Source organism: Mesorhizobium sp. M7A.F.Ca.CA.001.08.2.1 (assembly GCF_003998455.1).
GTDB lineage: Bacteria > Pseudomonadota > Alphaproteobacteria > Rhizobiales > Rhizobiaceae > Mesorhizobium > Mesorhizobium ciceri.
Genome location: NZ_RZPW01000575.1, coordinates 1 through 4,159, shown reverse-complemented (window position 1 = coordinate 4,159; position 4,159 = coordinate 1). Strand labels below are relative to the sequence as shown.

The following is a 4,159-nucleotide window of genomic DNA, read 5'->3' as shown; positions in this document are numbered from 1 at the left end:
GCCAAGATGGGCGGCGATGATGCGCAGCGTCCGGCTTCCATCGAGGTCGATCTCCGCCACCACCGCGCCGCGCGGCTCCAGCCCCGGAAGCTTGATCTGGTGCACGTCGCGAACGACGCCCTTCTTGAACAGCAAGACGTTGCCATGCCAGCCATGGCCCTTGCCGGTGGCGGAAATCGGCACCGGAACCAGTCCGGTTTCCCGTTCGAGCCGGGGCAGGTCGAGAAGACCATCACGGTCGCCGAAGCGGTTGTCGGCTTCCTGCAGGGCAATGACATCCGGATCGATTTCGCGGATGACGCGGATGGTCCGGTCCGGATCGAACTTCCTGTCGACGCCGATGCATTTGTGGACATTGTAGGAGGCAACCAGCGTGCCGGTGGTGGCTGTCGTCTTGAGTGCGGCGGCGTTAGCTTTCTGCATCCGGCGGTCACGAAGGGACAGAAGCATGCTTGCCGGGAGGCTGCGTCCAATTCTGTGCATCTGTGCTGCTCGTTCTCGCTGGCTTCAATTCAGAAGCCGGATACAGTCAAAATAGGCAATTTCGGCGTATGTTCCATGACAGACGAGTTCCTCAAGCGCACCTCCGCCTTAGAGATAGGGTGAACCGAGCCACAATGCCCGGTCGAACAGCCTGATAAGGAACGGCCGGGCTCGCAAGGCTTCCAGCGTTACCGGCACGGCGGAGGCAATCGCCGACCCGATCCGCGCCTCGATCTCGCTGGCAAAGCCGGCATCGAGCACCTCCAAGTCGATCTCGAAATTGAGCCGCAGCGATCGGGCGTCAAGATTGGAAGATCCGACATAGGCCCACACGCCGTCGATCGAAAGCAGCTTCGAATGGTCGAATGGTCCCTCGGTTCGCCAGACACGGCAATAGTGTTTGAGCACCTGATCGAACTGCGCCATCATCGCGCGGTCGACGAGGAAAAGATTGTTCACCGCCGGCACCACGATGTCTATCTCGACCCCGCGCCTGCCGGCGGTGATCAGTGCGCTGATCAGTTCCCGATCCGGCAGGAAATAGGGCGACATCACGCGTATGGACTTGCGGGCGACCGAGAACGCACCGATCAGCAGCTTGTGGTTGGTCTCGTTGCTGGCATCCGGGCCGGAAGCGACTGCCCGCACCATCATCGGTGCGCCTGGCGATGGCGACAGCGGGGCAATGCGCCAGGCGTCGCCCTTCAGCGCCTCGTTGGTGGCGAAGCGCCAGTCTTCGGCGGCGACCGAAAAGAGGTCGGCGACGATCGGGCCGGTCACCCGGAAATGTGTGTCCCTGGCGCTGTTGGAGCCGGCGAATTCGGCGGAGAAGCCTTTTCGGATGTTCATGCCGCCGGTGAAGGCGGCGATGCCGTCCACCACCAGGATCTTCCGGTGGGTCCTCAGATTGGCGTAGGGCAGGCGCAGGCCCATGACGATGTTGCCGTTGAAGACATCGGCGGGGATGTTGGCCTCGCGCAAATGCCCCAGGATGCTCGGCACCGAGTAGCGGGCGCCGACGGCATCGATCAGCACGCGGACGGTGACGCCGCGCCGGACGGCGCCGGCCAGCGCCTCGACGAAGAGCAGGCCGACGGCGTCATTGTCGAAAATATAGGTCTCGAGCAGGACGCTGCGCTCGGCGCCGTCGATCGCCGCGCACATGGCGGCATAGGCCTCGTCGCCGGTCTCCAGCACATCGATTGCGTTTCCAGGGTTGAGCGCGCGCCGCGCCACCCTGTCGCCGAGTGTCCGCAAGCCCGTGAACCGTTGCCCGTATCGCTCGACGATCAGGGCCTCTTCGACAGCGACGTCGCGCTCATGCTTGGCGGACACCACGCCGTCGGCAAACGGGCGCTGGGCGGTGATCGTGGCACGACGGATGCGATTGATGCCGGCGACGGCGTAGATCAGCACGCCGAGGATCGGGGACAGCACCATCACGCCGACCCAGCCGGTGGCGGCGCGCACATCTTCCTTGGTCATGACGGCATGGACGATGCCGACCGTCGCCATCACCACGGAGATGATCGCCAGAATTTGCGGCCAGTGAGTCGCCAGGGTCGCCAACATGCCGAGACTATCCAGCGAGCGGTTGCAGAAGGCAATGCGGCCGGTCCTGCCGCGCATTCGCCGGATGGTGGCATGCGGCCCTGGCCGAAGGTTTCGACCAGCCGCAGAGATTGATGGGTAGAAGCTTCCCGACGGACCCTGTTCAGAAGGACAAACCTGACCTAGCGGAAGCATAGAGCCTGGCATCATCCTGTTCTGCTCAGAGCCTCCGAAGCCTCTTATGCTTTGGTGCGACCTCTATTGTATATCAGGATGAATGAACTTAATGATATGAACACTTTGATTGATGGCGAGGGGGGGCGCCTAACGATGAAATTCAACTTCGATGAACCTCCCGGCGATGACGTAGTTGCCGACACGTCGGCAGAATGCCAACGCCAATTGCTGCCTCTCGTCCGCGAGATCGTCCAGGCGGCCGTCGCTGCCGGATGGAGCGAGGAGGACGTTCTTCTGGGGTTTGTCGAACTTGCATGGGATTTGTATGAGAATCGTCGCGACGATCTGCAATGACCGGTAGCCAATCTGGTAGCTCTGCATTGCTGGCTGTGTCGCGGCTTTTGCGTCGGCAGCTTTTCGCGATAGGAATTTTTTCTTGACACGGTGATCTCAGCTAAGGTATATATTCGTGCATGGTGCTGATTTGCGCCAGTGACCCGCCGAGCAGGCGGGTTTTTCGTTTGATGCTCCGTCAGCCAATGCGCCGAAGGGTCCAAAGGGACCTGTTGACCCGTAGTCGCGACCTAAAGGCCTGGGTTCCTCGCCCCGAGGGGCTTTTATCCCGAACAAAATTTTTTGTTTGCGTACGGATGTTATTCACTATCCGCAGCATGTGCGTTACGTTGGATCCGGGTCGGGCTAAGGGGGATTTCAGGCGGCAGACAAGCGGCTGAGGCCAGGCAATGGAAAATACGGACGATGCTCGGGAAGGCGGCAATTCCCAGGGCGTCAATCGAGAACGGACAGCTCGATATGTCCTGGACATAATTCCTGAAAGCGCAGGCCCCTGGAGGCCCACCGCGGCGCGGAGTGTCATAGACTCCGCTCGCGATCCCGTCTCGCAGACATTCCCGGCCAAAGAGCATTCCACTGGAATTGCGCTGCGGCCCGCACGCCGATCGAGAGCCTTGCTCGGCAGCGACCGGATCACGCGGTGCAATACGCCGACCGGATGTCGCGTCGTCAATCCGGCGGGTGTGGACAGCAAGCCGGCCTGGTCCCTGACCCGGGAGAACGCCGTCGTTTCCATCGCTCCCGAAGCGCTGGCGCAATTGGCCGTGCATGAATTCGATCTCGCCGAACTCGATCCGCCTGCTTTCGGCACGGTCGACCCGGCCGATCTGCTGCGCACCCACCCAGGCCGCAACAGGCGCCTTGCGGCGTTTTCCAGAATACATCTTGGAACGCTCTCATGAATGGGGTTGGCGATGCCGGTCGGCTTCGATCAATCACGAATTGTTTTTCAGGGGAACGCGGAAGGAAGCCTAGGGTTGAACCTCATCCGGGACGAATCAGGAGGCCAAGAAATGCCGGGTGAGGATGGTGTCCCCGGACCGGTTTCCGGACCCAATTCGCGACAACCGACGCTCAACGCAAAAGGCAGGCTTTCCGTCCGCGCCGCGAGCCGCGTGCGGCAATTCCTGGACGAGAACTTTACGCGCAAGCTGGCGCTTGCCGAGATGGCCGCGGTTTGCGGTCTTTCACCCTATCATTTTGTGCGGGCTTTCTCGAGGACGTTCGGGATGCCGCCGCATCAGTACGTCCTCGGTCTGCGGCTGGATTTCGCTGAAAGGTTGCTTGCCGACAGCGGCATGACGATCGCCGACATCGCTCACTCCAGCGGATTTTCGAGCCAGAGCCATTTTACCACCGTGATGAAGAAATACCGGCAGATGACGCCGCTGCAGGCGCGGATGGGAAAGCTTAGCGCCAAGTTTAGATGAGACGGCGCTTAGGGAATTGCTTGATTACTTGATTCTAAAGCATTGGCAGGGGTAACGAGCCGTTAACCTATGCCGATTTGCTCGCCTCTTTTCTCACAAGACAGCAATATCGTGAAATACCGCACGCAGGAATCATGTCTTCCTGCGATGGAGCGGAATTGTCA

5 protein-coding genes are annotated in these 4,159 nt (G+C 60.8%); 3 read left to right on the top strand and 2 right to left on the bottom strand.

Annotated elements, in window-relative coordinates:
* The coding region (locus tag EN914_RS26625; RefSeq protein ID WP_348631940.1) for an endonuclease/exonuclease/phosphatase family protein at positions 1–483 on the bottom strand (483 nt) is incomplete at its 3' end.
* 108 nt (positions 484–591) lie between these two features.
* The gene (locus tag EN914_RS26620) at positions 592–2,055 is read right to left on the bottom strand and encodes a phosphatidylserine/phosphatidylglycerophosphate/cardiolipin synthase family protein (RefSeq protein ID WP_024502662.1); all 1,464 of its coding nucleotides are present in this window, start codon (positions 2,053–2,055) and stop codon (positions 592–594) included.
* Between the two features lie 309 nt (positions 2,056–2,364).
* On the opposite strand from EN914_RS26620, the gene EN914_RS26615 reads away from it, so the two are divergent.
* From EN914_RS26615 to EN914_RS26605, 3 genes are all read left to right on the top strand, one after another.
* Positions 2,365–2,565, top strand: coding sequence for a hypothetical protein (locus tag EN914_RS26615; protein ID WP_013529836.1), 201 nt, complete (start codon positions 2,365–2,367; stop codon positions 2,563–2,565).
* Positions 2,566–3,179: 614 nt separating this feature from the next.
* On the top strand, positions 3,180–3,467 hold the full coding sequence (locus EN914_RS38425; protein WP_024502660.1) for a hypothetical protein: 288 nt from the start codon (positions 3,180–3,182) through the stop codon (positions 3,465–3,467).
* Positions 3,468–3,479: 12 nt separating this feature from the next.
* Positions 3,480–3,995: a helix-turn-helix transcriptional regulator gene (locus tag EN914_RS26605; RefSeq protein ID WP_024502659.1), complete on the top strand. Its 516-nt coding sequence runs from the start codon at positions 3,480–3,482 to the stop codon at positions 3,993–3,995.
* Positions 3,996–4,159: the final 164 nt, after the last annotated feature.

Coding starts and splice junctions, on each gene's coding strand:
- EN914_RS26605 (WP_024502659.1), top strand. CDS start 3,480: ATGCCGGTCGGCTTCGATCAATCACGAATTGTTTTTCAGGGGAACGCG.
- EN914_RS26620 (WP_024502662.1), bottom strand. CDS start 2,055: ATGTTGGCGACCCTGGCGACTCACTGGCCGCAAATTCTGGCGATCATC.
- EN914_RS26615 (WP_013529836.1), top strand. CDS start 2,365: ATGAAATTCAACTTCGATGAACCTCCCGGCGATGACGTAGTTGCCGAC.